This window comes from Sulfurospirillum deleyianum DSM 6946 (assembly GCF_000024885.1).
Lineage (GTDB): Bacteria > Campylobacterota > Campylobacteria > Campylobacterales > Sulfurospirillaceae > Sulfurospirillum > Sulfurospirillum deleyianum.
The window spans coordinates 2001668-2027253 of the sequence record NC_013512.1 but is presented as its reverse complement, the minus strand read 5'-3'; the positions used below and the strand labels follow the sequence as shown (position 1 = coordinate 2027253).

Annotated in this window: 25 protein-coding genes and 2 tRNA genes; 22 read left to right on the top strand and 5 right to left on the bottom strand. The window is 38.6% G+C overall.

Features of this window, described 5'->3' with window-relative positions:
* The first annotated feature begins 16 nt into the window (after positions 1-16).
* The 6 genes from aspA (SDEL_RS10155) to SDEL_RS10130 all read left to right on the top strand — a co-directional run bounded on the left by aspA (SDEL_RS10155) (position 17) and on the right by SDEL_RS10130 (position 8241).
* Complete coding sequence (gene aspA / locus SDEL_RS10155; protein ID WP_012857768.1) at positions 17-1447, top strand: aspartate ammonia-lyase; 1431 nt, start codon at positions 17-19, stop codon at positions 1445-1447.
* 170 nt (positions 1448-1617) lie between these two features.
* Positions 1618-3024 (top strand): aspartate ammonia-lyase, encoded by a 1407-nt coding sequence (gene aspA / locus SDEL_RS10150; RefSeq protein WP_012857767.1) that lies wholly within the window; start codon positions 1618-1620, stop codon positions 3022-3024.
* A gap of 145 nt (positions 3025-3169) precedes the next feature.
* Positions 3170-4471 carry an anaerobic C4-dicarboxylate transporter gene (locus tag SDEL_RS10145; RefSeq protein WP_012857766.1) on the top strand — a complete coding sequence of 434 codons (1302 nt, stop codon included), beginning with the start codon at positions 3170-3172 and terminating at the stop codon, positions 4469-4471.
* Between the two features lie 168 nt (positions 4472-4639).
* Positions 4640-5662, top strand: coding sequence for a type II asparaginase (locus SDEL_RS10140; protein ID WP_425352960.1), 1023 nt, complete (start codon positions 4640-4642; stop codon positions 5660-5662).
* Positions 5663-5743: 81 nt separating this feature from the next.
* Positions 5744-7597: a sensor histidine kinase gene (locus tag SDEL_RS10135; protein WP_012857764.1), complete on the top strand. Its 1854-nt coding sequence runs from the start codon at positions 5744-5746 to the stop codon at positions 7595-7597.
* Entirely contained in the window at positions 7594-8241 is a 648-nt protein-coding gene (locus tag SDEL_RS10130) for a response regulator transcription factor (RefSeq protein WP_012857763.1), read from the top strand. The genes SDEL_RS10135 and SDEL_RS10130 overlap by 4 nt, the downstream gene beginning before the upstream one ends.
* On the opposite strand, the gene SDEL_RS10125 is transcribed toward SDEL_RS10130, so the two are convergent.
* The gene (locus SDEL_RS10125) at positions 8236-8859 is read right to left on the bottom strand and encodes a lytic transglycosylase domain-containing protein (RefSeq protein WP_012857762.1); all 624 of its coding nucleotides are present in this window, start codon (positions 8857-8859) and stop codon (positions 8236-8238) included. The two genes, SDEL_RS10130 and SDEL_RS10125, sit on opposite strands and share 6 nt — an antisense overlap.
* 93 nt (positions 8860-8952) lie before the next feature.
* On the opposite strand from SDEL_RS10125, the gene SDEL_RS11915 reads away from it, so the two are divergent.
* Positions 8953-9051, top strand: a tRNA-Sec gene (locus SDEL_RS11915).
* 245 nt (positions 9052-9296) lie between these two features.
* On the opposite strand, the gene SDEL_RS10120 is transcribed toward SDEL_RS11915, so the two are convergent.
* Positions 9297-10424 carry a Fic family protein gene (locus tag SDEL_RS10120; protein WP_012857761.1) on the bottom strand — a complete coding sequence of 376 codons (1128 nt, stop codon included), beginning with the start codon at positions 10422-10424 and terminating at the stop codon, positions 9297-9299.
* A gap of 226 nt (positions 10425-10650) precedes the next feature.
* Here SDEL_RS10120 and SDEL_RS11860 point away from each other — a divergent pair, with 226 nt between their 5' ends.
* Complete coding sequence (locus SDEL_RS11860) at positions 10651-10806, top strand: hypothetical protein (protein WP_245391384.1); 156 nt, start codon at positions 10651-10653, stop codon at positions 10804-10806.
* Positions 10807-11021: 215 nt separating this feature from the next.
* On the opposite strand, the gene SDEL_RS10115 is transcribed toward SDEL_RS11860, so the two are convergent.
* Positions 11022-12389, bottom strand: coding sequence for an IS4 family transposase (locus SDEL_RS10115; protein WP_012856485.1), 1368 nt, complete (start codon positions 12387-12389; stop codon positions 11022-11024).
* A gap of 203 nt (positions 12390-12592) precedes the next feature.
* On the opposite strand from SDEL_RS10115, the gene istA reads away from it, so the two are divergent.
* The 5 genes from istA (at position 12593) to SDEL_RS10090 (ending at position 16325) form a co-directional block, all read left to right on the top strand.
* Positions 12593-13699 carry an IS21 family transposase gene (gene istA, locus SDEL_RS10110; RefSeq protein WP_012856716.1) on the top strand — a complete coding sequence of 369 codons (1107 nt, stop codon included), beginning with the start codon at positions 12593-12595 and terminating at the stop codon, positions 13697-13699.
* Positions 13690-14511 (top strand): IS21-like element helper ATPase IstB, encoded by an 822-nt coding sequence (istB, locus tag SDEL_RS10105; RefSeq protein ID WP_012856717.1) that lies wholly within the window; start codon positions 13690-13692, stop codon positions 14509-14511. Before istA ends, istB begins: the two co-directional genes overlap by 10 nt.
* A gap of 117 nt (positions 14512-14628) precedes the next feature.
* On the top strand, positions 14629-14988 hold the full coding sequence (locus SDEL_RS10100) for a hypothetical protein (protein ID WP_012857760.1): 360 nt from the start codon (positions 14629-14631) through the stop codon (positions 14986-14988).
* Between the two features lie 9 nt (positions 14989-14997).
* On the top strand, positions 14998-15219 hold the full coding sequence (locus SDEL_RS10095) for a helix-turn-helix domain-containing protein (RefSeq protein WP_012857759.1): 222 nt from the start codon (positions 14998-15000) through the stop codon (positions 15217-15219).
* Positions 15220-15245: 26 nt separating this feature from the next.
* Positions 15246-16325, top strand: a complete 1080-nt coding sequence (locus SDEL_RS10090; RefSeq protein ID WP_012857758.1) for a tyrosine-type recombinase/integrase — start codon at positions 15246-15248, stop codon at positions 16323-16325.
* A gap of 4 nt (positions 16326-16329) precedes the next feature.
* On the opposite strand, the gene SDEL_RS10085 is transcribed toward SDEL_RS10090, so the two are convergent.
* Together SDEL_RS10085 and SDEL_RS10080 are read right to left on the bottom strand one after the other, a co-directional pair.
* Positions 16330-16405: transfer RNA gene (locus SDEL_RS10085), tRNA-Ala, on the bottom strand.
* A 45-nt stretch (positions 16406-16450) separates the two neighbouring features.
* On the bottom strand, positions 16451-16972 hold the full coding sequence (locus SDEL_RS10080; RefSeq protein WP_012857757.1) for a J domain-containing protein: 522 nt from the start codon (positions 16970-16972) through the stop codon (positions 16451-16453).
* A 129-nt stretch (positions 16973-17101) separates the two neighbouring features.
* On the opposite strand from SDEL_RS10080, the gene SDEL_RS10075 reads away from it, so the two are divergent.
* From SDEL_RS10075 to SDEL_RS10035, 9 genes are all read left to right on the top strand, one after another.
* On the top strand, positions 17102-17488 hold the full coding sequence (locus SDEL_RS10075) for a response regulator (protein ID WP_012857756.1): 387 nt from the start codon (positions 17102-17104) through the stop codon (positions 17486-17488).
* A 4-nt stretch (positions 17489-17492) separates the two neighbouring features.
* Positions 17493-18002, top strand: a complete 510-nt coding sequence (locus SDEL_RS10070) for a chemotaxis protein CheW (protein ID WP_012857755.1) — start codon at positions 17493-17495, stop codon at positions 18000-18002.
* Positions 18003-18005: 3 nt separating this feature from the next.
* Positions 18006-19991 (top strand): HAMP domain-containing methyl-accepting chemotaxis protein, encoded by a 1986-nt coding sequence (locus tag SDEL_RS10065; protein ID WP_012857754.1) that lies wholly within the window; start codon positions 18006-18008, stop codon positions 19989-19991.
* 72 nt (positions 19992-20063) lie between these two features.
* A complete protein-coding gene (locus tag SDEL_RS10060; protein ID WP_012857753.1) occupies positions 20064-20333 on the top strand; it encodes a hypothetical protein in 270 nt (89 codons plus the stop codon).
* The gene (locus SDEL_RS10055) at positions 20326-22362 is read left to right on the top strand and encodes a chemotaxis protein CheA (protein ID WP_012857752.1); all 2037 of its coding nucleotides are present in this window, start codon (positions 20326-20328) and stop codon (positions 22360-22362) included. The genes SDEL_RS10060 and SDEL_RS10055 overlap by 8 nt, the downstream gene beginning before the upstream one ends.
* A gap of 32 nt (positions 22363-22394) precedes the next feature.
* Positions 22395-23189 (top strand): CheR family methyltransferase, encoded by a 795-nt coding sequence (locus SDEL_RS10050; RefSeq protein ID WP_245391383.1) that lies wholly within the window; start codon positions 22395-22397, stop codon positions 23187-23189.
* 3 nt (positions 23190-23192) lie between these two features.
* Positions 23193-24095 carry a sensor histidine kinase gene (locus SDEL_RS10045; protein WP_012857750.1) on the top strand — a complete coding sequence of 301 codons (903 nt, stop codon included), beginning with the start codon at positions 23193-23195 and terminating at the stop codon, positions 24093-24095.
* Positions 24095-24565 carry a chemotaxis protein CheD gene (locus SDEL_RS10040; protein WP_012857749.1) on the top strand — a complete coding sequence of 157 codons (471 nt, stop codon included), beginning with the start codon at positions 24095-24097 and terminating at the stop codon, positions 24563-24565. The genes SDEL_RS10045 and SDEL_RS10040 overlap by 1 nt, the downstream gene beginning before the upstream one ends.
* Positions 24558-25583 carry a protein-glutamate methylesterase/protein-glutamine glutaminase gene (locus SDEL_RS10035; RefSeq protein WP_012857748.1) on the top strand — a complete coding sequence of 342 codons (1026 nt, stop codon included), beginning with the start codon at positions 24558-24560 and terminating at the stop codon, positions 25581-25583. Before SDEL_RS10040 ends, SDEL_RS10035 begins: the two co-directional genes overlap by 8 nt.
* The last annotated feature ends 3 nt before the right edge of the window (positions 25584-25586 follow it).

The window sequence follows — 25586 nt, the reverse complement described above, 5'->3', positions numbered from 1 at the left end:
CTCAAGGAGTCCAACCGTGTCAACTCGAATCGAACATGATTTAATCGGCGATAAAGAGATATCCAATGCGTGTTATTATGGTGTTCAAACCGCACGTGCGGCAGAGAATTTTCACATCACAGGGGTAACCATCTCCAAATTTCCCACTTTTATCGAGTCCATCGCTAAAGTTAAAAAAGCCGCCGCTTTGGCAAACTACGAGTTAGAGCTTCTTTCAGAAGCAAAGAAAAACGCCATTGTCGAGGCGTGCGACCAACTGATTGCAGGTAAATACCACGACCAATTCGTGGTCGATATGATTCAAGGAGGGGCTGGAACTTCGACCAACATGAACGCCAATGAAGTCATCGCCAACATTGGATTGGAGCTGATGGGACACCAAAAAGGTGAATACAAATACCTGCATCCCAACAACGATGTCAATCTTTCCCAATCAACCAATGACGCTTATCCCACCGCTCTTCGTGTCGCTTTGTATGAAAAACTAGGCGAACTGGGTGAGTCGATGAAAATCATTCAAAGCTCTTTTGCTCATAAATCAGCCCAGTTTAAAGACATCATCAAAATGGGCAGAACCCAACTGCAAGACGCGGTTCCGATGACCTTAGAGCAAGAGTTTCGAACCTACGCCGTGATGATTGGTGAGGACATTCAGCGTGTTCATGAGGCAAGGCAGTTGGTGCGAGAAATCAACATGGGAGCAACCGCCATTGGTACGGGCATTAACGCACATCCCAATTATGCCAAAACGGTGGAAGCCAAACTGCAAGAAGTAACCGGTCGTCCTTTTGTCACAGCGGGTGATTTGATTGAAGCGACCCAAGATACGGGTGCGTATGTACAAATTTCAGGTGTTTTAAAACGCGTGGCAACCAAAATGTCAAAGATTTGTAACGACTTAAGGCTTTTAAGCTCAGGCCCAAGAACGGGTTTTGGGGAGATTAATCTGCCTGCGATGCAACCAGGAAGCTCCATTATGCCCGGTAAAGTCAATCCTGTGATCCCTGAAGTGGTCAATCAAGTTTGCTTTCAAGTCATTGGAACTGACATTGCCGTAACCCTTGCGTGCGAGGGTGGACAGCTTCAACTTAATGTCTTTGAACCGCTCATTGCCTACAACCTTTTTAACTCCATCAATATGATGAAAAATGCTTTTGAGACCTTAGCGTACAGTTGCGTCGATGGCATTACTGCCAATCCTGAGCGATGTAAATCGCTGGTTTTAAACAGCATTGGCTTAGTGACCGCACTTAATCCTTTTATCGGCTATGAAAACTCTACGATAGTAGCCAAAGAAGCGCTAGAGAGTGGACGCTCGGTGTATGATATTGTCTTAGAAAAAGGCTTATTGGAAAAAGGCGAACTCGATGATATTATTCAACCCGAAAACATGATAAAACCACGCAATTTTGGGCTTTCTGAAAAGAGTAAATTTGTAAAGCTCTAAGCAAAGAGGGACTCTTCCCTCTTTACATGTAAAACATTTTTCCTTAAAATTTTATATATTTTAATTAATTCTCTTATTTCAAGCTTTTTTTAAAAAAAATTCCAAAAAGTCATTTTCAAATCCCTTTAGAGGTTTAAACTTCCACCACGTTTAACTTTTAAGGAGACAAAATGTCAACCAGAATGGAACATGATTTAATCGGTGATAAAGAGATATCAAATGAGTGTTATTATGGCGTTCAAACTGCACGTGCGGCTGAGAACTTTCATATTACAGGTATTAAACTTTCAAGCTTCCCAACATTTATTGTATCGTTAGCAAAAGTCAAAAAAGCAGCTGCTTTAGCAAACTATGATTTAGGTCTTCTTGCTGAAGCTAAAAAAAATGTGATTTGTGAAGCATGTGATGAAATCATTTCAGGCAAATACCATGACCAATTTGTTGTAGATATGTTTCAAGGTGGAGCAGGTACATCAACTAACATGAACGCAAACGAAGTTATCGCAAACATTGGTTTGGAAAAAATGGGTCACCAAAAAGGTGAATACAAATTTTTACACCCAAACAACGATGTTAACCTTTCTCAATCAACAAACGATGCTTACCCAACAGCGCTTCGTGTAGCACTTTATGAAAAATTAGGTGAACTAACTGAGTCTATGAAAATCATCAAAAGCTCATTTGCCAACAAAGCGGTTGAGTTTAAAGACATCATCAAAATGGGACGTACACAACTTCAAGATGCGGTTCCGATGACCCTAGAGCAAGAGTTTCGTACGTATGCGGTTATGATTGGTGAGGATATCCAACGTGTAACTGAAGCGCAACAGCTCGTTCGTGAGATGAACCTAGGTGCAACAGCGATTGGTACAGGTATCAACGCACATCCTAATTACTCAAAAACCGTTGAAGCAAAACTACAAGAAGTCACAGGTCGTCCGTTTGTCACCGCAGGTGATCTTGTTGAAGCAACACAAGATACAGGTGCTTATGTACAAATCTCTGGTGTTTTAAAAAGAGTCGCTACTAAAATGTCAAAAATTTGTAACGACCTTCGTCTATTAAGTTCAGGTCCTAGAACAGGTTTAGGCGAAATCAACCTTCCAGCAATGCAACCAGGTAGTTCAATTATGCCAGGTAAAGTCAATCCTGTTATCCCTGAGGTTGTGAACCAAGTATGTTTCCAAGTGATTGGTACAGACATCGCTGTGACATTGGCGTGCGAGGGTGGTCAGCTTCAACTTAACGTATTTGAACCCGTCATTGCCTATAACCTTTTTAGCTCTATCAACATGATGAAAAATGCGTTTGAGACCTTAGCGTACACATGTGTGGATGGCATTACGGCTAATCCTGAGCGTTGTAAAGCCATGGTACTTAATAGCATTGGACTTGTAACCGCTCTTAATCCATTTATTGGTTATGAGAACTCAACTTCAGTAGCTAAAGAAGCGTTAGAGACAGGCGGTTCTGTGTATGACATCGTTCTTGCTCGTGGTCTTTTGGCTAAAGATGAGCTTGATGACATCATCAAACCAGAAAATATGATTAAACCACGTACATACGATAAAAAATAAGTAGCCTTTTAGCCTTTTTCCGTGCCACAGAAGAAGCGGTTTTCTCACACCTCTTCCTTTTATCGCCCTTCTGTGGCACACCATAATTGCTCTAATGGCTTAAGGAGCTATTAGAGGAGTTTAAAACTTAGTATAAGGAGTTACCATGTTATGGTTAGAGGTCATTGTTGTTCTTGCTGCCATCTTTTTTGGAGCAAGACTCGGTAGCATTGCTATCGGTTATGCGGGAGGACTAGGTGTTTTAGTATTAGCACTTGGTATGGGTTTAAAGTTAGGTTCGATTCCTATTGATGTTATCTTGATTATTATGTCTGTTATCGCAGCGATTGCCGCAATGCAAGTGGCAGGTGGACTTGATTATATGGTCAGTATTGCTGAGAAAATTCTTCGCAAAAATCCTAAACAAATCACGTTTTTAGCCCCTGTTGTTACTTATGTTATGACATTTTTTGCTGGAACAGGTCATACAGCGTTTTCAACCCTGCCTGTTATTGCAGAAGTAGCAAAAGAGCAAGGTATTCGTCCATCACGTCCTTTAAGTATCGCGGTTGTTGCGTCTCAAATCGCCATCACTGCTTCTCCAATTTCAGCAGCGGTTGTCTTTTTAAGTGGTGCTTTAGAGAAACACGGTGTGGGTTATTTGGATTTACTTGCGGTATGTATTCCTTCATCTTTTCTTGCATGTATGTGTGCAGCGTTTGTTGCTAACTTTTTGGGCAAAGAGTTAAAAGATGATGAAATTTATCAAGAAAGATTGGCAAAAGGTTTGGTAAAAACCAGAGGCACTACACAACTTGAAGTAAAACCTGGTGCAAAACTTTCTGTTTTTATTTTCCTTTTAACTATTCTATCTGTTGTTATCTATGCAACCATGATTAGTGATAAAGTAGGTTTGATTAAAAACCCTGTGGTTGGTCGTGATGCTGCGATTATGCTTTTCATGTTGACAGGTGCAACGTTTATCACATTCTTTACAAAAATTGATTCTGCGCAAATTCTTAACTCTGGTACTTTTAAATCAGGTATGAGTGCATGTATCTGTGTTTTAGGTGTTGCGTGGTTAGGTGATACTTTTGTCGCAAATCACATTAGCGAAATCAAAGCGTTTGCGGGTGACTTGCTTAACGTTTATCCATGGATGTTAGCGGTCGTTCTTTTCTTTGCTAGTATGCTTCTTTACTCTCAAGCCGCAACCGCTAAAGCGTTGATGCCAAGTGCTTTATTGCTCGGTGTTTCACCTTTAACCATCGTTGCTTCGTTTGCAGCGGTCAGCGCATTGTTTGTTCTTCCAACGTATCCAACATTGATTGCAGCGGTAGAGATGGACGATACAGGCTCAACAAGAATTGGTAAATTTGTATTTAACCATCCATTCCTTATCCCTGGTGTTGTTGCCATTTCTCTTTCTGTCGCATTCGCATTTGTGATTGGTGGAATGATTTTATAACAATCATTAGGACATTTTTTATACAGCTTGAGAAAAAAACTTCTTGTAAAATTGCAAGAACATGATTTACGCCTTCTCATATCGGCTCTTTTTTAGAGCCGATGGCCTTTACATGTAAAACACATTTTCTAAAGGAGTCTTCGCATGAATTTACTACGTACATCTTTAATGGTCGCCCTTATTGGCGCTTCTTCGTTGATGGCAAAACCTACCATCGCTATTTTAGCCACAGGTGGTACTATCGCAGGAGCTGGAACGTCTGAACTTAAAAGTTCTTATTCTGCAGGTGCTGTGACAGTAGATAAATTACTCGCTGCTGTTCCTGCTATCAATGAGATGGCAACCGTTAAAGGTGAGCAGATTTCAAGCATTGGTTCACAAGAGATGACCAATCAAGTCTGGTTAAAACTCTCAAAAAGAGTCAATGAACTTTTAGCCAATCCAGATATTGATGGTGTCGTCATTACTCATGGTACGGATACCGTTGAGGAGACCTCTTACTTCCTTGATTTAACTGTAAAAAGTAAAAAACCTGTTGTTTTTGTTGCGGCTATGCGCTCAAGCACCTCTATGAGTGCGGATGGTCCGATGAACCTTTACAATGCGGTTAAAGTTGTCACAAACAAAGAGACAGCAGGAAAAGGTGTTGTGGTTGTGATGAACGATGAAATTCACAGTGCAAGAGAAGTGACCAAAGTGAACACCACTTCAGTCAATGCGTTTGCGTCACCTAACAGTGGTAAAATTGGTACGGTTTATTATGGTAATGTTGAATACTACATGCAACCAACCCGTAAACATACCCTTAACTCTGAATTTGATGTGAGTAAACTTGAAGATTTACCTCGTGTTGATATCGTGTATGGTCATCCAAATGACACCGATGTGATGGTAAAAGCAGCCGTGAGCGCAGGTGCTAAAGCGATTGTTCATGCAGGTATGGGTAATGGAAATCCTTTCCCTCTTACACAAGAAGCATTGGGTGAAGCCGTTAAAAAAGGTGTGGTTGTAGCTAGAAGTAGCCGTGTTGGTGGTGGTAGTACAACGCTTGAGGGCGAAGTAGACGATGCTAAATATGGCTTTATCGCAACCAATACTCTTAACCCACAAAAAGCACGTGTTCTTTTAATGTTAGGTTTAACCAAAACCAACGATAAAAAAGCACTACAAAAGATGTTTTTAGAGTATTAAAATGAAGTTCCATCGCTTTTGGCGGAGCGATGGAATCTTATTTTGATATGCTATAATTGGCGTTAAAAAAGGACAAAAAGAATGAAAAAGCTTCTCTTTTTTTTAACCCTTTTTGTTCTATGTTATGCTCATCCTCTGTGTGCAAAAGAGGATAAAAAAATCCTCATCATCAACTCCTATCATAAAGGCTTTCAGTGGAGTGATGACGTTTTAAAAGGGATGGAAGATGTTTTTTACGACCACCCTGAAATTACTATCAATATTTTATATATGGATTCAAAGCGGATTAACTCTAAGGAGTATTATGAAAAACTGCGAGAACTCTATAAACTTCAACTAAAAAATCAAAAACATGACCTGATTGTGGCTGTCGATAAATTTGCCTATGATTTTTTAATTGAGTATTATCATGAGCTTTTCACCGATGAGCCGATTTTATTTACAGGTTTAGAGCAATTTGATGTCAAGCAGATACATGCCAAAGGCTTAGATGACCGCATTTATGGAGTAATGGAAAAAAGAGCCATTGGCGAGACGATTCCTTTGATGGCGAAGATGATTCCTCATCTTAAAAAAATTACGATTATTAACGATGCCAGTGCCAATGGTGATGATAGTGAGCCCTTTATTCGTGAGGCGATGCAAGAGTTCCATGATCGGCTTGAAATCGAATACATCCGTGAATCGACTCTTGAAGAGCTTGAACATCGTTTTGCGACCCCTAAGAAAGAAGAAGCGATTTTTTACATTCGTTTTTACAATGACCGCTATGGCAATCTCTATAAAAATAATCAAATTGCAAATATGATTCACAAAAGCGCTTTGCCTGTTTTTATTACCGATACACTGTTTATTGGCAAAGGTGCATTTGGTGGTAAGTTAGTCCCTATTCAGCGTTTGGGTATGAAAACAGGAGAGATGATTGTAAATGTTTTAGAGAATAAAATTCACCCGTTACATGTAGAGACGTTTGATGAATATTGGTACCAGTTTGATCTTCAAAAAATTAAACAATTCGATATTTATCCTAATCCTACGGTGCCAGAGTTTGAGCTGATTAATGCGCCTGAAACTTTTTTTGATCGCCATCGTAAGCTCATCGATGCCGTTTTTCTTATCTCTCCGTTTCTGTTTTTTTTGATTTTAGGGCTTTTTCACAATATCTACATGCGTATTCGCTCTGAAAAAGAGTTGCGTGCGGTGGAACTTCAAAAAAACAAACACCAACAGTTTATCATTCAACAGTCTAAATTGGCGGAAATTGGGGAAGTTTTTTCTTCGATTGCCCATCAATGGAAAAATCCTTTAGTGGAGATTGCGACGATTGCACAAGATCACTTTTACAGTTGTCTGAATGAAAATGACGAAAAAAATAATCAATTTGTCCATGATATTATGGTTCAAGTACGCTACATGACAGATACGATTAATAGTTTTCAAGCGTTTATTATGCCCTCAACGACCAAAACGGTTTTTGATGTCAACGATGCTATTGAAACCATGCTAAAAATCATTAATCATACGATTAAGTACAATTATATTGATGTCAAGGTAGATATTAGTCATGCGACCAATCTTATGGTTTTAGGCTATAAAAACGAGTTTATGCAAACCCTTTTAAACATTGTCAATAACTCCAAAGATCAGATTATTCAGCAACGAGAAGAGAAGAAGATAAAACGAGGGATGATTGCTATTGTAGTGTATAATCATGCGCAAAAGGTCATTATTGAGATTTGCGATAACGCAGGAGGGATTCCAGAAGAGAAACTGCCACATCTCTTTGATGCTTATTTTACAACGAAAAAGCAAGGACATGGCATTGGGCTTTATATGAGTAAGCTCATTATTGAAGATAAAATGGGCGGAAAAATAAGCGCATCGAACAAAAATGATGGTGCGTGTTTTATTATTACACTAGGAAATGTAACATGAAAGTTTTAGTTCTTGAAGACAATGACCGTTTGGCAAAAGTGATTAAAAATGTTTTGGATAAAGAAGGGTACAACGTTGATCTCTTTTACGATGGCGAAAAGGCATTGGATGCACTGAATCGTGGTTATCACTGTTTTATCTTGGATATCAATGTTCCCTCGCTCGATGGACTCTCCATTTTGGAGACGATTCGTTTGTACCATAAAGAGATTCCTGTGATTATTATGAGTTCCAATCACGATTTGGAAAAGATACAGAGCTCTTATGAGATAGGGTGTGATGACTATCTGAAAAAGCCTTTTTTTATCTATGAGTTGGTTCAAAAAGTGAAAAAACTGTGTCATAAGCCTTCGCAAACGCTGGTATTGTGGACGGGGTATAGCTATGATTATGTCAATCACCGTCTTTTTGCTCCCGATAATGAGGAGATAAAACTAGCGAAAAAAGAGTCTCTCTTTTTAGATTTGTTCATTAAGGACAGACACCGTGTTGTTACCTTTAGTGAGCTAGAAGAGTATGTGTGGGAAGGCGAAGAGACCAGTATCTTAAATATGCGAGCTCTTGTAAAACGGTTGCGTAAAAAATTGCCTGAGGGTTCTATTGAAATGATTAAAGAGGTGGGGTATCGCTTAGGTGAGTTATGATGGGTCTTTGTAAGCGAGTTTGTTTCTATCTTTTTGATAAGAGCTGTAAAGTTTTTTAAACTCCTTAAAGACCTTCGCAGAGTAGGGATTATCTTTGATTTTGCCATTGTAAGCATTGATGGCATCTTTGTTATTTTTATGTTTAGCAAAACAAGTCGCCAAAATGTACGCACCCACTTGAATATTTACTTTGGGGTCAAAAAGGTCATATAAAGAGATGTTGGCTCTATCGAGCATGGGTTTGTGAATGGAGTTGATTTGCATAATGCCCATATCAAAACGAGGATAGTTACGGGTGTAGAGAAAATGTACGACGTGACTGGCTTCGTATCTGTTTTTACTTTTAATCGCAATGACTTGGGTGTGTCGTTTGCTCTCAATGCCTTTTTGTTTTAAAAATTGTTCTAACTCTCTCGCTTGTTTTTGCGTCATTTTATTGGCACTAAAAGCCACTACGTAACGGTCTAAATCACTCTCAACTTTTGCAATCGAATACAAAAGACTCGGTTCAATACCGTAAATTTGTCCTACTTTTACCCAAATATTTTCCCCATAATGCTTGGGGGCTGCCCACATGAACAAAGGTAAACAAAGTAACATAAAAAGACGAAGTACCATGTAAACCTCCTGCAATGAACTTCTTTTCATTATAAAGAATAGAAACTTTATTCTCACTAAAGCAAAGATAGGTTAAAATCATTTTCCTCTTGCGGGGGGTATGTGACTCTGGTGTGCACCACGGCCTTCAAAGCCGATTGGAGGGGCGGTTGACCGTCTCTTGGGAGGTTCGATTCCTCCACCCTCTCGCCAAACTTCTTTAAACTTTTTTCTTTAAGATTATTTTCTTAACTTTGCTTATCTCCGTTACAGTGTGATTTAAAACCCTTTACATGTAAAAATAATTCTCAAACAATTTGATAGCGAAGTAAGAAAAATGTTGAGACACTCAAACACTCAAATCTTTTTTGATGGTTTTTAGTGTATATGATATTATGTATTACCGTAAAAAATACCGCTAAAAATTCAAGGCTTTAGACATATAAAGCCTTTTGGGCCTATAACGTAACTATATAACTCACATTTCTCCCAGCCGTTCCCTCCATCTGTTTTATACACCCAAATTCTATCAATTCTGCAATATCCCTTGATGCTGTTGTCGAAGTAGTGCCTGTGATACTCATGTATTTTTTCTTACTCAAATTCCCTTTGAAATTCTCTATACCAATATCTAAAATAAAGTTCAGCACCTTAATTTGCCTAGCATTAAGTGGTTGTTCTCTATGTTTATCCCAAAACTTTGTTTTAAAAACAATGTGATTGAGCTTGCCTTTGGCATCAAGGAGTGCTTGATAGAGGGTATTTAAAAACCATTCACACCAGAGAGTAATATCTAAGGGGTTTTCATCTTTGTGAACATAACCCGTTGTATTTTCAAGAGCCGTATAGTAAGCTTTTTTATTCTCATTAATGGTACTTGACATGGAGTACAGCCGTGATATTTTGGAGTTTTCAATATTGGAGAGAACTAAATCGGTGATAGCTCGTGTAATCCTTCCATTGCCATCATCAAAAGGGTGAATGATAACAAACCAAAGATGAGCAATACACGCTTTAATAAGGCTCGGTTTTTCACGATTAAACCACTCTAAAAAACGTTGCATCTCTTGCTTTAGTCTATCACGAGGTGGGGCTTCATAATAGACAATTTCCCTTCCAATATGCCCACCTACAATTTGCATCGTCTCTTCACCTCTAAAAGAGGCAGTATGGATTTTACGTAAACCGCTGTACCCTTTAGGGAAAAGTGCGTTATGCCAGCCAAAGAGTCTCTCTAGGGTTAATGCTTTATCATAGTTGGTATTGGCATCAATGAGGATTGAAACTAAGTTATCCGTCGAATCAATAATCTTTTTATCATCACACTCTCTTAATCCAAATTTCTTAGCAATAGAGGCTTTAACACTATCACGATTGAGTATTTCTCCTTCAATCGCAGACGTGCTCAGTGTTTCATTGAGCAAAGCATCGCACTGTCGTTGAAGAATGGTATCTTGGCTCATGGTCTGTGTAAAAGCTAAGAGGTAGCCTTGTTCCATTGATATTTTTTGAAGTAAATGCTCTAGCTTTTCAAGTTGATAGGTAAAATTTGGATAATTTTCATATTGCCAAATCCATCGTTTCATAGTAGTTCTTCCAAAGTGGTTTGATTAGATGGTATAATCATACCATAAATAGTACGATAAATATTATGAAATTGACCAGCATGAAATTATGAATAAATTGGTTTACATAAGGTGACTTATGTGTCAGACGAAGTGGAAAAGGGTAATGGTACGCTCAAAGGTACATTATCGAAAGTAGTATAACACTCGCCATACTTTTGCAACAGCAATGTTAAGAAGTGGGCAAATGAGTGTATTAACCGTTGCTAAAGTGTTGGGACATTCAAATTCTAAAATGGTTTTAACAACTTATAGTGGTTTCATTGCATCTGAAGAATTAAGGATTGATAGAAGTATCAAACTTTATGGAACAAACTATGGAACAGTAGAAAAAACGGCTTAGAAAATGGTGGAGTGTAGGGGGATCGAACCCCTGACCTCAACGCTGCCAGTCACCTTTAAAGCCCTAAAATAGGGTATTTTGAAATAAAAAAGTACACAAATCGGCAACATTTAGGGTACAAAATAGGGTACAAAAATCATTCATTTTTTACTGTACAATGATAAAATAATGATAAAATATTATTATCATTATTCTTTATTTTATATATAATTTACTCATCTTTCGCACCTAAATCCCAGCAATTCTTGAGTTGCACTTCGTAGTGTAGCAATTATACTGGTAAAATCCTTATTGTTCTTTACAATCTCATCAATTTGTGCTATTTTGTCCATTATTTCAATAAACGCTTGCATAGCAATAGAAAGCGTGTAGAGTTCACACTCCAAATCTTTAAATAATCCACCAATGGTTTTTGGCTCATGGCTGATTCTATTGATGTAGCTGACAATATTGTAAGCAAAGAATGAAAGTGTCATTCTAGCAATCAGTGCTTCATAGATTCTATTTTCTTCTTGTCCAAACCCAAAGTATTCTCTGAGCTCTTTATAGCCTTGTTCTATATCCCATCGTCGTTTATAAATCTCAATAATCTCTTCATCATTGAGTTCTAAATCGGTGGAGACAATAGGGATGAGATTGTCGGTGGTTTTAATAAAAACAATTTTGAGTTTCCCTGCATTTTTATGTTCAACAACGGTTGAAAAATAGCTAAAGCGAATCTTCTTGCCATATGTTCCCACTTTGGCATTTTTAAGCTTTTTGTGTTTTTCATACATGGCATTCAGTGTTTTTTCTTTGTCATTAAAGTTCCAAATCTTAGTGTTGTTAGCAATTCTTGAAATGACCTTTAGACCCAAATCGTTCATCTCTTGGATAAAGGCTGGTTTAGAGTACCAACTGTCAACCAGCAAGTAATCAGCGTATATACCACTGTGTACAGCTCTTTTTACCATAGCCAATGCTATCTTAGACTTACCCTCCATAATCTCCATTCTTCGTTTGTAAGCGTTGCAACGGATATCGAGTTCTGTACTAAACTCTTCAACTTTAACGCGGGCATAGTTTCCCATGCTCATTGCAAAATCTATCATAAAATTTGAATAACCATCACTATAATTCAAAGAAACAACATTGATCCCTCTAATGGTTCGCTTCTCTTTATTGCTCCAAAGTCCATCACGACTCCCCTCTATATATTTACCTGTTTTACCCTCAACCGTATCATCCATAATAAAGACTTTTATTGACGAAGCATCTTGGACTTTATGCAAAAGCTTGATGATTTTTAAAGTGCTTAAAGAGAGAAGTTTTCTCCAGTTGTAGCTACTATTTTGCAAAAGTCTGTAGTAGGTGTCTTTTTTAAAACTCTCATTGCTTTGGTGCATAAACGAAGATATCTTTTTATTCATCACCAACATATAGACAAAGTGTAATACAACAAGATAGGGGGCTACGCCTTCTCTTTTCTTTACAAAGTTAGCACGGTGTAAAATACTCTTGATGTTTAAGAGTTGCAGTGTTTGATATATGGGGTTTTTAAGCGTTGTATTTATGGCCGATAGGATCTGTTCTTGAAGATTCATGGATGATATTCTTTATTTTTATTATAGCTAAAAGTGCCTAATATAGGGCTTTAACAGACTTTTTTCATTTGTCAATATTGTCAAGGGCGGAGTTAAAATGGGCAGTATAAAAAGCTGCTAAAAAGTAGTTTTTACAACCAAAAGCTTAAATGAGCAGATTAGTTCTGCTAAAGTCTTTTTTCAAATATATTGAAAGGAGACAGATGCTTAAAAAAGGTGATGTAAAAATGATTCATAAGATGCTCAAAGATGGTCTGAGTAAGAGTGCTATTGCACGTAAACTTGACATTAACAGAGATACCGTTGCGAAGTATGCGAAGCTGCCAGAGGGTTATATTCCTGTTATAAAAAGAGAACCTGTAGAGACAACGGTTGATCCGTATCTGCCCAATATAGCAAGAATGCTAGAAGAGGCACACGCATTAGGTATTTCTATCCCCAATACATCCATATATGATGAGATTCAGAAACTTGGTTATCGAGGAAGTCTTCGGTGGATGAAAGATATTATGCTTCGTTATGAGCTTCGTCAGAAAGTAAAAAACGAAGAACCACTTGTCAGATTTGAGACAAACAAGGCTCAACAGATGCAAGTGGATTGGGTTGAATTTCCCAAAGATAATTTATCTGCATTTGTTGCAACTATGGGATACTCTAGAGCATCTTATGTGGAATATGTGATGGATGAGAAAGTAGACACTCTCATAAAATGCCACATGAACGCCTTTAGTTATTTTGGTGGTGTGCCACATGAGGCACTCTATGATAATATGAAGACGGTTATTTCCAAACGCAATGCTTATGGATATGGTAAGCATAAATTCAATGAACAATTCCGCGACTTTGCCCAAAAACATTGTGGTATGGCTTTAAAAGTTTGTAAACCTTATCGTGCACAAACCAAGGGAAAAGTAGAGAGATTTAATCACTATTTCCGATACAGTTTTCACAATATGTTTAAAGTGAGACTTTCCCTGATGGGCTATAAGATGACATTAGAAAATGCCAATGCGGCAGTCATAGATTGGTTAGATTTTACAGCAAATGCGAGAATACATCAAACAACACTCCACAGACCGTTTGATCTGTTAGCAGAAGAGCAATTGCAGTTGCTTCCTCTGCCTAAGACTTATCATGGGATACACCCGCTCAAAGCCACCACTAAAAGTGTAACACAAGATAGCCAAACATCCAATAGAATAACTATTCACATTCCCACTCGTGATCTTCAAAGTTACGATCAATTTATACCTATGTTAGCGTATATAGTTTTACCTGCCTATACGCTAGGAGGTATATTATGGCATTAAATACACATATCGAAACGTTATGCAAAGAGCTTCAACTCTCAACCGTTAATGACGTTCATCATGAAATGGCTAATCGTGCCGCAAAAGAGGGTTGGAAATATGGTGAATATCTTTATGAGATACTCAAACTCGAAGCAAACAATAGAGCTGTACGCTCTCGTGCTACTTTGACAAAAATGGCAGGATTTCCAACCATTAAAACACTTGAACAGTTTGATTTTAATTTCACAGTTGGTGTAAATAGAAGACAAATTGAGGAGCTCTCAACATTAGAGTTTATCAAGCGAAATGAAAATATCATCCTTCTTGGACACTCTGGTGTTGGGAAAACCCATCTGGCTATTGCACTGGCGTATCAAGCTGTTCAAAAACGTATTAAAGCAAGATTTATCACAGTAGCTGATCTTATTTTGCAGATGAGTAACGCAAAAAAAGAGAAACGCTATGATTCATTTATACGTCAAGCCATTATGGCACCAGCGTTATTAGTCATTGATGAGATTGGCTATTTCCCAATGAGCAAAGAAGATGCTCATCATTTCTTTCAAGTGATCTCTAAACGCTATGAACGTGGTGCAACTATCGTTACATCCAATCTCGTCTTTAGTCAGTGGAGTGGCATCTTTGCCAATGATAAAGTGGTAACGACTGCCATTTTAGATAGATTATTACATCACTCCCATATTATCAATATTCTAGGAGATTCATTTCGTTTAAAAGAGAAAAAAGATGAGGGAATCGTAGATTCAGATTTGTATAAGTTTAAAGCTAAAAATTCGGTGAAAGGAGAAGAAATAACGCAAGGTGCTTAAGGTTACGTTTCGTAATTTTTTTACGAAAAAACTGCTGAATTTAACTCCGCCCTTGACAATGATACAAGCTTTACAAAAGAGCATAAGCTCTTAATTCGTAAAGGACTTATAAACTCTGTGCCTATTACCAAAGAGCTACTCATTCAAAACTTGGATGAAACAATCCTTGAATTACATGAGCCAATGAGTCCAACATCTAAAACATTTCATTATTCTAAAGATTTTATTCCTCTGGAGATTAAACAGTTTGATGGCACAAAACAGCATTTTAGATTACTTAGAAACGGTCAATTGATTAAACCCATTAATGTGCTTTCGGTTACAAGATTAGGTGACTTTGAACTGCTTCAGTATTTGGATGATATTACAGCAGATTTCAAGAAAGAGGATATTGATTTTAATACAACCAATAAACGGTACAAAGTGGCTTATGATGAAGCGGTTAGGCGTAAGTTGAAGCCTAAAATTCCTTTTTAGGGGGAATAAATGAATCAATTTTTAACTCAAAAAGAAGCGGCAGAATTTCTCAAAATCTCCGATGAAACGCTTAAACGGTATAAACAAAAAGGTGCATTGGTATGTGGTGTTCATTTCTTCAAACGTGAGGGTATAGTGCGATTCGATAGTGAGCAGTTAACAAGGTGGCTAAAAGGTGAAAATAGCATAAATGTTTCAAGTGCTGTTGACCGAATTTTAGCTAGTATTTAGATGCCGATTTGTGAGAAAGGTCACAAATGCATTTAAAATCACGAGACGGTAATTTATACGTTCGTTTTTTTGTTGAAGATAGAGAAATCGTTAGGTCTTTAAAGCTTGAAGATACTAAGAAAAATAGGACTTTAGCTAAAAAAGTGCTATTCCCTGAGCTTGCTAGAAAAATAGCAAGCGGGGAATATAAGAAAGTGCCTAAAACTGTAAGATATTACAGTCAAAAATATCTCGCTTTGCAAGAAAATATGAAAAGTTATCGTTATGTAGAATGTCGAGTTGAAGCTATAAATAAGGCTTTTGGAGATAAAACGATAGATAGCATTACGAAGCTAAATATCAAAGAATGGCTCAATAGTTTCAAGATCAAGAATATCTCAAAAAAGAACTACTTAGTAGCTCTCAAAGGGATATTTCAAGTCGCCTATGATGATGAAGTGATTGCTAAAAATATCGCATCAGAAGTTAGCATTGGACGATATGAACAAGTTGAAGCTGATCCATTTAGTGAGGAAGAGGTTAGTCGGCTTTTAGCGTATGCCAATGATGAATTTAAAAACTATCTAGGGATAGCATTTAACACTGGTATGCGAATTGGTGAAATTTTGGGATTAATGCTTCAAGATATTGATGAAGATAGTATCAGTATCAAACGAGCGGTTTCTCGAAATTCAAAAGAGCCTACAACACCAAAAACACAAAAGTCCATTAGGAAAATTCCTATATTGGATGCGTGTCGTCCTTACTTAGAAGATCAAATAAGACGTGCAAGAGAAAAAAGAACGATGTTTCTCTTTATGAGTGAGGTAACGGGTAAATTTTATCACGATGCCGATGCGCTTAAAAAGAAATGGTTAAGTGTGTTAAAACGCTCTAAGGTAAGACATCGAAAACTCTACAATACACGCCATACTTTTGCTACTGCTATGTTAAGAAGTGGAAAGGTAAGTGTTTTAACCGTTGCTAAAATGTTGGGTCATACGAACTCAAAAATGGTTTTAACGACTTATAGTGGATTTATCGAAGCAGAAGAATTAAAGATAGATCGAGGTATTGCACTTTTTTCAGAGGGTACAAAAGAGGGTACATTTAGGAAAATGGCTTAGGGAATGGTGGAGTGTAGGGGGATCGAACCCCTGACCTCAACGCTGCCAGCGTTGCGCTCTCCCAGCTGAGCTAACACCCCATTTGAAGAAAAGTATTTTACCAATCAAACCTTAAAAAATGGTTTTTATGCAACCAGTGGTTTCGTTTTTTCTGCTCGTATTGTCGTGTAAGCTTCTTGAATTTGATAAAACCTTTCCAAATGGCGTTTTCGCATTGTTTCGTTTTCATTTTGAAGGTGGTCAGGATGGTATTGTTTGATTAGATGAAGGTATTTTTTGCGAATAACGTGTAGGGTCTCTTCGTGATGGGCATTTAAAAGAGTGTAAAAATGACGCAGGGTATGAACATGTTTAATAGGTTTTGATGTTTGGTGTACGATTTTGATAGGTTTATCATATGAGAGAAGTAATTTTTCTAAAAATGAGGGATTTTGCGTTTGGGAGATATGGGCGCAAATGGTATAGACTCTGGTCAAGAAAGCTTTTCTTTTTTCAGATTCTAAAGGGTTATAGAGGTTAATAAGTGTTTGATTAATGCAAAAAGAACGGCTTAGTTTTTGCATCAAAAATGTTTTTACATGTAAAAAAAAGGGAGAGTTTTCGGCTATTTTAATGACAATACAATTAGATGTAAGGTGTAATTTCATCGTTTTCTCCTTTCCTGATAAAGCTTATAAAGCAAAAGTAATTCCTTGTTAACTGTTTTTAATATTTTTTGGGTTATATTTCCTATAATTGTGAAAAATAAAATAGCCTTAAGCTAAAGAGGAGTTGCCGTGAGTAAACGAGTTATTTTGGTGGATGATTCCAAAACAATTCTCGCAACAGCGCAGATGGCTCTTGAAGAGATGATTGGCAAAGGTGTGATTGAGTTTGCGACGTATTTAAATCCTGAGGAGCTTTTGGGCGCACTTTTAGAGGGCTCTGAAGAGTACGATTTGCTGATCAGCGATATTAATATGGCTCAGATGAGCGGTCTGGATTTGTCAGAACGCCTTAAATCTCACGAAAAATTTAAAAACCGCCCCATTTTGATTTTAACAACAGAGAGCTCTCCTGAGATGAAAGCGCGTGGTAAAGCCATTGGTGTGACAGGCTGGATGGTTAAACCCTTTAGCGATGAGAAACTGGTTAAAGCAATCAACATGGTATTGGGGTTATAAAGCGATGGAAACAGAAGTACAACGAAGCAAACAAGGCAAGAGTGTTAGTAACCGCTTTTTAACGTTTTACCTAGAAAACGAAATCTATGGTGTTCATATCTTTGATGTCAAAGAGATTATTGCCATGATGAAAACAACGCCTGTTCCTAAAACCCCAAAATTTATTCAAGGGGTGATGAATCTTCGAGGCAACATTATTCCCGTTGTGGATATGCGTCTTAAATTTGACATGCCTTCTATTCCTCCTCAAGCCTACACTGCCATAGTGATTATTCGATTGGGCGAAAAACAGATAGGTTTTATTGTCGATAAGGTGGAAGAGGTGATTAATGTGGATGATGAGCATTTAACACCACCTCCTGAATTTGGTGAACATATCGATACACGTTTTATTAAAAGTATGGCGCAATATAAACAAAAAGTAGTCATGATACTCGACCTTTTAGCCCTTTTTGGTGATGAAGAGTTGAGTATGGTGGAGAATCTTAGCAAAACAGCAAGTGATAAAGGATAGAAGATGGGCAGTTCAATGACGTTAGGTAAAAGAATTTCTATCGGATTTGGTATTTTGGTTTTTATTATGGTGGTTTTGGGTGGTATTGGTGTTGTGAATATGCGTAGTGCCTCCACGAATGCGACAAAACTTTCAGATGTGTATGCCCCAGAGGTTTCACTTGCAAGTCATATTTTTAAACTCGCCAACCAAATACGCTACGACATGCGAGGGTATGTTTACCGTGAAGATGAAGCCTCTTTGGTCAGTGTTAAGAAAAATTTTGTTGAACTTCAAAATGCTTTAGCACAAGCGGAAGCTTTAGGTAAAAAGTATCAGCTAAACGCATTACTTGAAAATCAAAAAATAGCAGTGAAAGGTTTGGCGGAGTATATGCGTTCGTCTGAGCGTCTTGAAAAAGCCTTTTTGAAGCGAAAATCACTTGATGATAAAATGGGAGAGAGTTCCGTAACTTTTTTAAAAAGTGCAGAGGCTTATCTAAGTGCGCATGAGAAAAAATTAAAACAAGAGATAGAAGAGAAAGCTCCTGCTGGAAAACTTCTTGAACGCAATGAAAAAATTAATCGTATGCATGATGTGATTGAGGTGATTACCTATTCACGAGTATATGGACAGCGTGCGCAAGTAAAGAGTGATGTTCTAATGCTTGAAGGGGCAATTCAAAAGTTTGATATGCTCTATAAAATTTTAGAACAGATGAAAACAGTAGCAACCGAGAAAGAAGAGTTAGCAGATCTTAAAACGATTGAAATGGCAGCTAAAAGCTATGAAGATTCGTTAAAAGGATTTGAGGTGATTATGCAAGAGGTTGCGAAAGAATCAGTCGTGCTCGTTAAGGTGGCGGTGGATGTTTTAGCAACAGCAGAAGCGGTTGCAGAGCTTGGGTTACGTGATGTGGATGAGATATCGAAAGAATCGACTGAGACATTGAGCATAGCCTCCAATACAATGATTATAGGTTTGATGATTGCGCTTGTGCTTAGTATTTTGATAGCAATTTATATTATTCGAAGCATTGTTAACATTGTGACCAATTCAGTCAGGTCTCTCTCCGAGGGAACGACACAGGTGGTCAGTGCGAGTGAGCAGATAAGCTCAGCGTCTGTCTCTTTGGCAGAAGGGGCTAGTTCACAAGCCAGTAGTGTGGAAGAGGTGAGTGCGACCATAGAGGAAGCAACGGCGAGCAATAACCAAAATGCCGATAACAGCCGAGAAGCAAATCTATTAGCGCAACACTCCAACGATGCTGCTCGACAGGGTAATCAGCAGATGGCTGATTTGATGGTAGCGATGGAAAAAATTACCGATTCGTCTCAAAAAATTGCGAAAATTATTAAAACGATTGATGAAATCGCTTTCCAAACGAACCTTTTAGCCCTCAATGCTGCTGTGGAAGCTGCAAGAGCTGGTGAGCATGGATTAGGGTTTGCCGTGGTGGCTGAAGAGGTAAAAAATCTAGCAGAGCGTAGTGCGAATGCCGCTAAAGAGATTACAGGGATTATTGAAGCGAGTATTGATCAAGTCAAAGTGGGTACTGAAGTTGCCAATCGTACCAAAGACTCTTTTGGTGAGATTTTAGCGAGCATTAAAAAAACCTCTGATTTGATTGGGGAGATTGCTATTTCTGCGAAGGAACAAGCAGAAGGTATGAATCAAATCGCCACAGCGATGGGTTCTGTGGATCAGATTACCCAACAAAATGCTTCTGCTTCTGAAGAGACGGCAGCAGCGGCTGAGGAGCTTAATGCACAAGCGATTTCTATGTTGGAGAGTGTCGCTGAAATCGCCGCACTGGCTGGATACGATATAGGAAAAGAACGTCCTGTGGTAAAAGCAAGTAAGGCTTCTAAGCAGGTTGCTAGTTTGAGCATGCCACCTAAGCGTTTGGGCATGAGTGCGAGTAAAAAGACAAAGGCGCCAACGTCTTCTTTGAAACAGAGTAACGAAGAAGTTTTTCCCTTGAATGAGGATGATTTAAAAGAGTTTTAGTCTTTTTTACATGTAAAACTTCTTTACATGTAAAAATAGTAAGAGCGTGATTGGTGTGCGAAAAGGGTACGTATGTATATAGATGGAGACGTATTAGAACTGGATATTGAGATGGATCTTGAAGAGGTGAAAAGCCTGAAAAATTTTGTTCAAGAGCGTTTAAATTATATCGAAGAGATTGTTGTGTTGCGTTCTAAAAATGGTGTGCCAACAACTTCTGCGCTTTTTGCATTTTTATTGTGGGTGAAGCATCAAAAACCCTCTTTGAAGATTGATGTGCTAGATGCGATGATGCTTGATCTTGAAGTCTTTGGGATGATGTATTGGATAGCCGATGAGTAAAGAGAAATTACGTCAGATTTTCATTGAAGAAGCCAATGAAATTATCGAAAAAATGGATATTGACATTGTTAATTATGAATCAGCGGCTAGTGACAAAGCACTTCTCAATGAAATTTTTCGTGGCGTTCATACCCTAAAGGGGAGTGCCAATGCGTTTAACTTTTCTAGGTTAGGTGAGTTTGTTCACCATTTTGAAGATATCTTGGATTTTTTTAGAAACTCAGAGGATATTCCAAACAGTTCGCATGTGGACCTTTTTTTAGAGAGTGTGAGTGTCATCAAAGAGACACTTGTGTGCGATGTGGAGGGGAGTGCTCAGTTACCAGAAGCGTATGGTTTGTGTTTAGAAAAAATCCAAATGCTCCTTTTAACGCTTCGTGAACCTGAAATGCCTTCTTCTTCAAGTAGCACAGATTTGACGTTGGAGTTTGACAATGAGCATTTCTTTCCTTCTAGTGCCTTGCCTGATGTCAAAACTTTTTTAGCCCAATGTCAAAGCAACGAAAAGCTTTATCGGATTACATTGACGTTAGAGAGTGATATTTATCTTCGAGGGTTTGACCATTTTCTCTTTTTCAAAAACCTTTTACATGTAGGAAAAATTGTTGCATCTTTTTGGAGTATTCCCAAAGGGCTTGAGGATGAAGCCTTTGATGTCGAACGCAATATTTTATCCAAAGTTACTCTTTGTCTCATCACGCAAGAGAGCCGTGAAGCGATAGAAGATGTTTTTGCCTTTTTAGAGCCTGAAGAGTTTCATATTGAGGAGGTTGTACCTTCTTTAAATGAACCTTCTACCCCTCTTGCCTCTCAAGTCCGTGAAGAAGCCGTTGTGGTGGATAAAGAGGAAGCAAAGCCTCTAAAAAGTGCGTTGGTAACGAAAAATTTTCTGAAGATTGATGCGCAAAAACTTGATGAGCTGTTTGATTCGATTGGTGAGCTTGTTATCGCTCAAAATTGTTTGGGAGAAAACAGTAAAATCAAGGCGATTCAAGATACGGAAGTGACAAAAACCATTGAAAATCTCTCTAAAATCACCCGTTTGATTCAAAACCGTGTGATGGGTTTGCGTATGATACCCATTCGTGATACATTTGAGAAGATGAAGCGGGTTGTTCGAGATTCGTCCAAAAAGGTCAATAAACCGATTCACCTCACTTTAGAAGGTGAAGAGACAGAAATCGATAAAACAATGGTGGAAGCGCTTTCTGATCCTTTGGTGCATATTATTCGTAATGCGATTGATCATGGGATTGAAGGTACTCAAGAAGAGCGTTTGCAAGCGGGTAAAAGTGAAGAGGGCAATGTCAGGTTGCGTGCGTATCATCGAGGAGGAAATATCATCATTGAGGTACGTGATGATGGTAGGGGTATTAACAAAAGTAAAGTGTACCAAAAAGCTTTAGAGAGAGGTCTTATCGAGCAAGATGAGGTTTTAAGTGAAAATCAAATTTATGGGTTGATTATGCAGCCTGGGTTCTCAACTGCCGATACGATTAGCGATATTTCGGGACGAGGCGTGGGGCTTGATGTTGTGAGAACGGCGATTGAGGCGGTACGTGGGAAAGTGGATATTAGCTCACAAGAGGGTGTGGGAACCACGTTTAGCATTGTTCTTCCTTTAACCTTGGCGATTATTGATGGGATGTTGGTTCGCTCAAATGAGAAAATTTTTATTATTCCAACGCTTTCGATTACGGAGTCGTTTCGCCCTTTAGAGCAGAATGTACATAGTGCACGAGGCAAAGAGGAGTTTGTTCAGTTGCGCTCAGAGCTTTTACCGATTGTACGGTTAAATCATGTTTTAGATATAGATGAAAATGCTCCGCCTCCTTGGGAATGCACACTGGTGTGCGTGGAAAATAGTCGAGGAAAATTTGCGCTTTTGGTGGATGAGTTGGTTGGTAGACAGCAAGTTGTGATTAAAACGCTTGGGGCATTTTTGGTCAAAACAGAGGGCATTAGTGGCGGTGCAGTCATGGGTAATGGCGAAATTGCGCTGATTTTAAATGTTGAAGAGTTGTACTAATGCAAAGGCTTGTTCTAAAGCGTAAGGAGTTTATGCTTTTGCAGGCCTTTATTTATGAGCATATCGGTATTTCGCTGGGTGATCATAAAATTTATTTGGTACAAGCAAGGCTTGCAAAACGGGTTAAAGCTTTAGGGCTAGAGAGTTTTGGAGCGTATTATGATTTCTTGGTTGCGGATCAAAGCGGGGTCGAGTTTGAGTACCTCTCTTCACTGATTTCGACCAATGTTACCTCTTTCTTTCGTGAAGCAAAGCAGTGGGAGTATTTAAAATCGTATTTGCCCACACTGTTGGAAAAAAAAGAGGGAAAACTACGTATTTGGTCGGCGGCATGTTCCTCAGGGGAAGAACCTTATAGCATTGCTATGTTTTTAAAAGAGTATCTACCCCGTGATAAAACATATGATATTAAAATTTTAGCCACAGATGTCTCTTCTAAAGTTCTCAAAATGGCCATGCGAGGAGTTTATACCTCTAAAGCGTGTGCAAATTTGGATACACACTACTTAAAGAGTTATTTTTCAGAACATCCACACGAATCCCAACGACTCTATCATGTCTCTCCTTCACTTAAGCAGATGATTGTATTTCGAGAATTTAATTTAGTCACGGGGGATTATCGCTTATTGGAGTCTGTTAGATTTGATATTATTTTTTGTCGTAATGTCATGATTTACTTTGATAAACCAACTCAAAATAGATTGGTTGAGAGATTTTATACCCTACTTGGGAAAGAAGGGTATCTGTTTATAGGCAGTTCGGAGGCATTGACAGATATGAAAAAGGGTTTTTATTCGAAAAGTGCTTCAATTTATCAAAAGGTGTAAAAGATGAAAGAATCAAGGCTCGATACACTCAGTGATGCAGATTTACTTGAAGAGGTCAAAAAGCGGTTTGAGCAGAAAAACCAGACCTTAGAAGAGATGGTATTTTTAACCAAAAAGCTCTATGACCTCAATGAAAAACTCAAAGAGCATGATTCGATTAAAGGGGAGTTTCTCTCTTTGATTAAAAATGTCTTCAACAATCCGCTAAGCTCCTTGCTCAATCTCTCCTCTATGATGCGTAAAAATAATGATTCGCCTAAGACACAAACCCTTAAAGGACTGATGGACGCAGAGTTGCATAAACTTGATTTTCAGTTAAACAATATTTTAACGGCAGCGGAGATTGAAGCAGGTGAGATAGCGCCTTATTGGAGTGAGATTGTGTTGTATGACTTGCTTCAAGAGGTGTGTGAAGGTTTTTCTTACGTGGTGGAAGAAAAAAATCTTTCATGGGAAATTGAATGTGCTCCATCGTTACGGATTGTGAGTGATGCTAAAAAGTTGCATACGATTCTTTCCAATCTTTTATCCAATGCGTGTGAATACTCTTTTCGAGGCAATAGCATTAAAATTGAGGTTGAAAACAAAGAGACGATGCTCTTTGTGCGTGTGGTTAATTGCGGTGATGTTATCGAAGCAACGCATAAGAAAGAAATTTTTAGTCGTTTTAAAAAGATAAGTAAACGCTCTAAAGCCCGTGAAGGCGTAGATGGTTTAGGGTTGGGACTGAGTGTGGTGAAGGCTTTAGTGGAATCATTGGACGGTGATATTGATTATGTTTCATCATCAAAAGCAACCATTTTTACACTTCATATTCCTTTGCAGGATATCTCAATGGCAGAATCGCTGATGAGTGAAAGCGCCAATGAGTTTATGTTTGATGATGTAGCCATGAAAGAGTTTTGATGTTAGCGCGCAAATTTATCCATGTTGGCGAGATTTTTGTGGGGATTAAACCCACAGAAATTGTCACCGTTTTGGGTTCATGCGTGAGTGTGTGTTTGTACGATAAGGTGGAAATGATTGGAGGAATGAACCACTATCTCTTACCCTTATGGAATGGTAATGGGTTAGAAAGCCCAAAATTTGGCAATGTTGCGATTCCAAAATTGATTGAAAACATGGAAAATATAGGGTGTTTACGCTCTAATATGGAAGCGAAAATTTTTGGTGGAGCTAATATTCATCGTGCCAACAGCGAAGGGCAAATGATAGGTCAAAAAAATGTTCTCATTGCAAAAGAGATTTTAAGGGCGTGGCATATTCCTATTAAAGCAGAAGATACAGGCGGGAATAATGGCAGACGCATTATGATGATTAGTGACGCTAATCGTATCATGCTCAAATATGTTCAAAATGAGATGATGAATGATTAGAGTGTTAATCGTGGATGATAGTGCGACAGCACGGCATGTTTTATATGAAATTTTAAGTTCAGATAAGCGCATCGAAGTGGTCGGACTTGCTGCGGATGCGTATATCGCTCGAGATATGGTCGTAGCGCTCTCTCCTGATGTGATTTGTTTGGATATTGAGATGCCTCGTATGGATGGATTGACATTTTTACAAAAATTGATGCATTATTACCCCACGCCTGTGGTGATTGTCTCTTCTTTGACACGCAGAAGTGCGCAGGTGACGTTGGATGCTTTTGAAGCGGGGGCTGTGGATTTTGTTCAAAAACCACATGCCTACTTGTTTGATTCTAAAGAGAGTATTCATGATGAACTGCTTGAAAAAGTGGTACAAGCCTCTTTGGCACGGGTACAAAAAAAAGTGTTTATTCAAGGGGTGCATCCAGCCATTACGCTTAAAGAGATTACGCAAAAAGTGATTGCGATTGGCTCAAGTACGGGTGGAACAGAGGCATTGCGGGTTGTTTTGAGTCAAATGCCTAAAGCCGCACCTGCGATGGTGGTTGTGCAACATATGCCTCAGGCGTTTGTACCTCCTTTTGCGAAACGCTTGAATGAGGTTTGTGAAATTGATGTTAAAGTAGCTACGCATGGGGAGTTTTTACAAAGGGGTGTCGCATACATCGCTCAAGGGGACAAGCATATGGTGCTTCGCCGATTAGGGGGGCGTTATTTGATTGAAATTGGAATGGGAAAACGCGTTAATGGGCATTGTCCTAGTGTTGATGTGTTATTTAATTCGGTTTCTAAGGTTGCTGGGAGAAATGCTTTTGGGGTTATATTGACGGGTATGGGAAATGATGGGGCAAGGGGTTTGTACAATATGCATCAAGCAGGGGCTAAAACTATCGCTCAATCTGAGGAGAGTTGTGTCGTCTTTGGAATGCCCAAAGAGGCGATTAAATTAGGGGGCGTGGATGAAGTTCAACCCCTTGAAGCAATCGCTAAGAGTGTGATTACACACTTAAATGAGGAGTAAAAC